This is a genomic window from Marinobacter sp. (genome assembly GCF_041984545.1).
In the GTDB taxonomy this organism is placed as follows: Bacteria; Pseudomonadota; Gammaproteobacteria; order Pseudomonadales; family Oleiphilaceae; genus Marinobacter.
In genome coordinates this window covers 1-4914 of the sequence record NZ_JBHIXV010000063.1, presented here as the reverse complement: position 1 = coordinate 4914, position 4914 = coordinate 1, and the positions used below count along the sequence as shown (strand labels likewise).

Annotated in this window: 10 protein-coding genes; 4 read left to right on the top strand and 6 right to left on the bottom strand. The window is 55.8% G+C overall.

Annotation, left to right across the window (positions count from 1 at the left end):
* From ACFC20_RS17425 to ACFC20_RS17415, 3 genes are all read right to left on the bottom strand, one after another.
* The coding region (locus ACFC20_RS17425) for a carbon storage regulator (protein ID WP_375194088.1) at window positions 1-124 on the bottom strand (124 nt) is incomplete at its 3' end.
* A 24-nt stretch (window positions 125-148) separates the two neighbouring features.
* Window positions 149-346 carry a hypothetical protein gene (locus tag ACFC20_RS17420; RefSeq protein WP_375172482.1) on the bottom strand — a complete coding sequence of 66 codons (198 nt, stop codon included), beginning with the start codon at window positions 344-346 and terminating at the stop codon, window positions 149-151.
* Window positions 347-359: 13 nt separating this feature from the next.
* On the bottom strand, window positions 360-716 hold the full coding sequence (locus ACFC20_RS17415; RefSeq protein ID WP_375194087.1) for a response regulator transcription factor: 357 nt from the start codon (window positions 714-716) through the stop codon (window positions 360-362).
* Between the two features lie 180 nt (window positions 717-896).
* On the opposite strand from ACFC20_RS17415, the gene ACFC20_RS17410 reads away from it, so the two are divergent.
* Entirely contained in the window at window positions 897-1085 is a 189-nt protein-coding gene (locus ACFC20_RS17410) for a type II toxin-antitoxin system HicA family toxin (protein WP_273156420.1), read from the top strand.
* A 2-nt stretch (window positions 1086-1087) separates the two neighbouring features.
* Window positions 1088-1477, top strand: a complete 390-nt coding sequence (locus tag ACFC20_RS17405) for a type II toxin-antitoxin system HicB family antitoxin (RefSeq protein WP_273156422.1) — start codon at window positions 1088-1090, stop codon at window positions 1475-1477.
* Window positions 1478-1489: 12 nt separating this feature from the next.
* Here the strand turns inward: ACFC20_RS17405 and ACFC20_RS17400 are convergent, their stop codons facing one another.
* The 3 genes from ACFC20_RS17400 to ACFC20_RS17390 are packed head-to-tail and all read right to left on the bottom strand — an operon-like array spanning window position 1490 to window position 3775.
* Entirely contained in the window at window positions 1490-2386 is an 897-nt protein-coding gene (locus tag ACFC20_RS17400; RefSeq protein WP_273156424.1) for a hypothetical protein, read from the bottom strand.
* Between the two features lie 11 nt (window positions 2387-2397).
* Complete coding sequence (locus tag ACFC20_RS17395; RefSeq protein ID WP_273156425.1) at window positions 2398-3267, bottom strand: hypothetical protein; 870 nt, start codon at window positions 3265-3267, stop codon at window positions 2398-2400.
* Window positions 3218-3775 (bottom strand): helix-turn-helix domain-containing protein, encoded by a 558-nt coding sequence (locus ACFC20_RS17390; RefSeq protein ID WP_375194086.1) that lies wholly within the window; start codon window positions 3773-3775, stop codon window positions 3218-3220. The genes ACFC20_RS17395 and ACFC20_RS17390 overlap by 50 nt, the downstream gene beginning before the upstream one ends.
* 67 nt (window positions 3776-3842) lie before the next feature.
* On the opposite strand from ACFC20_RS17390, the gene ACFC20_RS17385 reads away from it, so the two are divergent.
* Together ACFC20_RS17385 and ACFC20_RS17380 are read left to right on the top strand one after the other, a co-directional pair.
* Window positions 3843-4199 (top strand): transcriptional regulator, encoded by a 357-nt coding sequence (locus ACFC20_RS17385; RefSeq protein ID WP_375194085.1) that lies wholly within the window; start codon window positions 3843-3845, stop codon window positions 4197-4199.
* Window positions 4200-4696: 497 nt separating this feature from the next.
* On the top strand, window positions 4697-4914 hold a 218-nt coding region (locus ACFC20_RS17380; protein ID WP_375194084.1), incomplete at its 3' end, for an SEC-C metal-binding domain-containing protein.

Below are 4914 nucleotides of genomic sequence, written 5' to 3'. Positions count from 1 at the left end.
GTGCTGAAACCGCCATTCGTATCTGGGGGCCGTTGGTTCCCAGCACTGTGACCTCCACGATCTCCCCGCTTGGAGTTTCAATCACAATCGTTTCGCCGGGGCGCCTACTCAAAATCAGTGCCATCACTTTCTCCTTGGTTATCGGTAATCAGGCCACACCCGGGCCCGGCTGGCGGATTTCGCGAATCCGAGCTGGCATCCGGACAACGTTGCCCTGCTCTTTCGGTACCGCCTTGTAGTTCCTCCCATCACTGGAAAGCCGAAGCTCGCAGCCCAGCGAGGCCAGGGCCTCCATCATCTGGCCCTGGGTAACCTTTTCCGGAAGTTCGATAGTCAGCGTTGCCATGGTGTTCTCCTGGTTAAGCACGGAATTCGCGGATCGCGGTACGGCCAATCACGCTGCGCACGGCTGGCGGACGGGTACCGGTCATTGGTGTGGGTCTGCTGCGCATTGCCGGCAGCGCTGAGAAAGCAACAAGCATCCAGGCAAGCATCCGGGCCCGGAATAGCCCCTGCATCCAGCCCTGGGAGACAAGATCCACCCGATCCAGCGCGTGGAACTGGTCCTTGGCTTCGTCCAGATGCCACTCAACCGTGGCTGGAGAAATGCCCAGCTGGCGGGCAATGGCCTTGGTGCTCATTCCTCGGGCCGCCAGCATTACGACCTCCGCACGGCGCGGCGGTAGAAGTGATGTATCCGCCAGCTCAACTTCCATTCGGGGATAGGTTGGTTTCTGTCTGCGGCCCATTTTGTTGTCTCCCTGATCAACGTTATGGGTGAACAATAGCAACGCTATTATTTGCAGTCAATAGTATTGCTATTATTTTTTAACTAATACCATCTTGCGGAGACCAGCAAATTGCCAGCCTCATGAAGTTGTGTAAAAATACACACTATGAAAAGCGCAGACATTATCAAACGATTGAAGGCGGAAGGCTGGGTGAAAGTGGGCGGCAAGGGCGACCACGAGAAGTTCAAACACCCGGATAAGCCCGGGCACGTGGTAGTGCCACACCCGCGAAAGGATATGCCGCTGGGCACACTGCGCAGCATTTACAGGCAAGCAGGATGGGACTGGAGGTAATTATGCTGTTCCCGGTTTATGTACATACAGGTGATGACAAGCACGCCCATGGCGCGGAAGTGCCGGACTTCCCCGGCTGCTTCTCTGCGGCGGACGGCTGGGACGAGCTGGCGGGCAACATCCAGGAGGCGGTAGAGCTGTACTGCGAGGATGAGGACATGGTGGTGCCCTCACCCACCCCGCTGGACAAGCTGATGGCCAATCCCGATTACCAGGGCGGGATCTGGATGATGGTGGATATCGACACCGGCAAGCTGAAAACTAAATCAGTTCGGCTGAACGTCAGCCTGCCGGAAGGATTGCTGCGCAGGATCGACGACGAGGCCAGAAGCCGGCATATGAGTCGGTCTGCTTTCCTGGCGATGTCAGCGCAGCGTGAACTCGGCGCGTGAACAAGCTGTCAGTCAGCTCGCGTAGTCAATTGCGTATTCGGTGAGAATTCTGGGGTCATCAAACACTTCAAAGTGGAAGTGTTTGTCATGCCGGAAATGAAAAATCGCAGTGTCGATATCGTCGTCGATCTTTCGCATCACTTGCTCATCGAAACCGGGAGCGCCTTCGTGGGGCCGCAGGATAAAGAAAGCACCTTCTGACCGGCCCTTCTGCTTCAGGACGTCCCGGGCGTTCAACAGGGTCAGAGCACCACGGTCCAGGTGATACGCCCGGTTGATATCGGTTTTCACGAAGGCCGAGATGATTGAGGCAAACCTGGTTGTGTCGTTTCCGAGTTTTGGTTGACGGAATATCGGCAGGTCGTATTCCCGCTTCTCATCGTTGACTGGATCCGCCAGCGAGATTGGCTTGTCATGAAATGAGCGGTTATACAGGCCGCGGTACTTCGACTTGACCTCTCCCAGCACTATTTTCCTAAGATCGACTGTGTTGAGACCTTCGGTGCGTTCTTTCGGTTCGGCTTCTTCAACTTGTCTTCTGCTCAGGGTCACAAACGTATCGAACATCTGGGACAGAATCTCGTCTGTGGATTCGCCAGCCGCGTAATGCTCTTGCCCGGCTCGGATGTGAGGGCCAAGCTCATTCAGCCTGCCCGCTTTAGCCGCATCAGCGACCACTGAAAGCAGGTTGTTCAGGTTGCCGACGCCATGGGCGCCATAGAGGCATTTAAAAGCCTCCATGTTTTCGAGCAACCGATAGTCTCGGCTCCCGTCCGCGGCCTCAAAATAGATTCCCACGTTGAACCACTCGTCCGCCACCGGGTCCGGACAAACGCGCAGCAGCCGATAACGACCCACTACATTGGGTGCGCCGGCGGTGTCTGCATGAGTAATAAGGGAATCGAGCATCATAATGCCAATTATAGCAGCCGGTTGTATCGTCGTCTCAGGATCACTTCAATCTGAGACGTCCTTTCCAGAATGAACGCTTTGAATTTTTCGTAATCTTCGCCGGATAGTAGTTGAGACCACCAGAACTCCAGCTCGTCGATCACTGAATCTACGGCGGGCGCGCAGTTTTGGGCTTCCCCAAGGGTGGCACTGACCACCTTGTTTGGTGGATCCTGGTTAAAAACGTGCTCACAGAGTCTGTTCCGGAACAGCGCCAGTGCGTCCAGGCGATCAACCGTCCAGTGATGCACACCTTCCCGGGGAGCAGCCGCCAGAATTCCGTTATCAATCACAGCAAAGGACTTGCTACCCAGCCTGATCAAGTTATTGAGATGCCTGTCGACATTCGCAATCTGGTCATCGACGGCCATTGTAGTGGGCAGCTTGTCCCATGCTTTCACGTCTTCTATGAGACCAGGAAGCGCGACCCGTGGAAGCCGATAGGCGGCGCTCTTTCCGTCCAGCCTCTGGGTACAGAATGCCGGGTAATAAGCTCTTTGCTCGGCCAGCTGGCGGATCATAGGGGAAGAGTCCGGCGTGCAGATTTCCCGCAAGGGCACGTAAGCAACAAAGGCCCGGGCCGGCTGGGGAATTCCCAGAGCATGACAGACCAGGTACCCGGTGATCTCATTAACCATCCCACGGTTACGACCGTCTTCCCATGGGTAAATCTTGGAGTAGGCCTCCACCGAGGTTTCTAAATCTATTGCATAGCGCGCCACATGGACGTCGGAGATATGCCCATCTTCTGGATCAACCCAGTGAAGCATTCCCCGATACGCTGAAGGATCAAGAATCCGGATCAGCCGTGTCTGGCTTGAGGTTTGGGTAGTCGTCACTGTGATTGGTGCTTCCTTTTTCCAGTCGTTTGGCGATATCACTCAACATCTTGATGTCAGATTCGCTGAGGCGACCGTCTCCCGCCGCCTCCGCAATCCTCAATAACTGCTGCCGTGAACGTGGAGTGGCTTTTGCCAGGAGGAGATCAATTTCCGAGGATGCCGCGGCTGGCGGATTATCAGAGCCAGGTATGTAGGATTGGCCGGAGAGGTTGAAGTCGACAGAGCCCTTCTTCGGAAGCTTAGCTGCCAACCGAGGGGAAATTTCTTCCGGGCTCACGCCCAGCGCCTCAGATATTTTCAGCAGGGCAGGAAGTCCAAGAGGTATTTTTGCGTTTAAGTATTGATTGAAAGCTCCCTGAGTCCTCCATCCGCAGAGGTGCGCAGCCTCTTCTTGAGATATTTTGCCCTTAAACTCCCTCTCCCACAGGCTTTTAAGCCTACGGGCATCAGCAATTTGTTCTTCGGATAAGGTTCGGTTTGTCTCCATTACGGCATTGAATAGCAAAACTATTACCTCGCACAAATAGCAATACTATTGACCCAAGGTAATAGCATCACTAATATCTCAGGTCATGAAGACACTACGCGCATACATGGCCCGGAATCGGGTTACTCAAAGACAGCTCGCTGGGCACCTCAAGGTTACCCAGGGCCTGATTTACCAATGGCTTTCAGGGCACCGGCAAGTATCGGCTGAAAAAGTTCTCGCCGTCTGCGAAGCCACAGACTGGCAGGTCACCCCCCACGAACTCCGCCCGGACATTTACCCGAACCAAACGGACGGCATTCCACTTGAGCGGGCTGCTGACTTTTTAGACCGCCGTAGTGCTGAGCGCCGGGCCGCTGAACGCAGAGAGCAAGAACGACGCGATCACGAGCGCCGAGGGTCCGGCTTTCCTGTCGATCACGGCCCGGAGAGTGCCGCCTGATGGTTTCCATTAAACCACTCCGGAGCTGGCGGATTACCCGTCTGACTACGGGTGGATATCTGTACAGGGTTTGAAGCAAGCGCGAGCTGCAGCGCTATCAGAAGCAGCCGGTAAAGCTGGCCAGGCGAAAGCCAAGGTGCCGACATTGCAGCCGGGGACAGGGTCCCGGCGATAGAACGCCAGCAGACTGAGGCAAAGGTTCCCACGACCACCGCCCTCGCCGATCAGTCCGCCTGGCTCCCGTAAGGAGCCTATATCCGGGAGCGCTCTGTCCTTTTGACCAAGGTGACCTGGCAGGTCCCCAGCCTGCGCAAGTCAGCAGAGCGCTCCTCGGATGTGTAAGGGGTTGGGAGGTTCCCGGCCGACGCATCAACCGCAATGACATTGCGAACTTGTGGCTCCCACCGGTAGGGGGTCCCGGGTGGCACCGGATCAACAAATGCCAGAGCGGTGATACCGGATAACCCGCCAGCCCTTACGAGACTCAGGAGCGCACCATGGATTGCCGAACAGGACGCATCTACGAAGCCGATACTCAAGAAGCCATGGCAGAGATTGCTTCGAAGTTTGAGCAGGAAAACAACAGGCAGATGGTGGAGTTGAGCGCCGACGAGGCTGAAAGGCTCATGCCTGAAACGCCAGCCAAGCGAAAGAATTGGATGCGCAACAAATCATGCCCATGCGGAAGCGGAAAGAAGTTCAAGCGGTGCTGCTG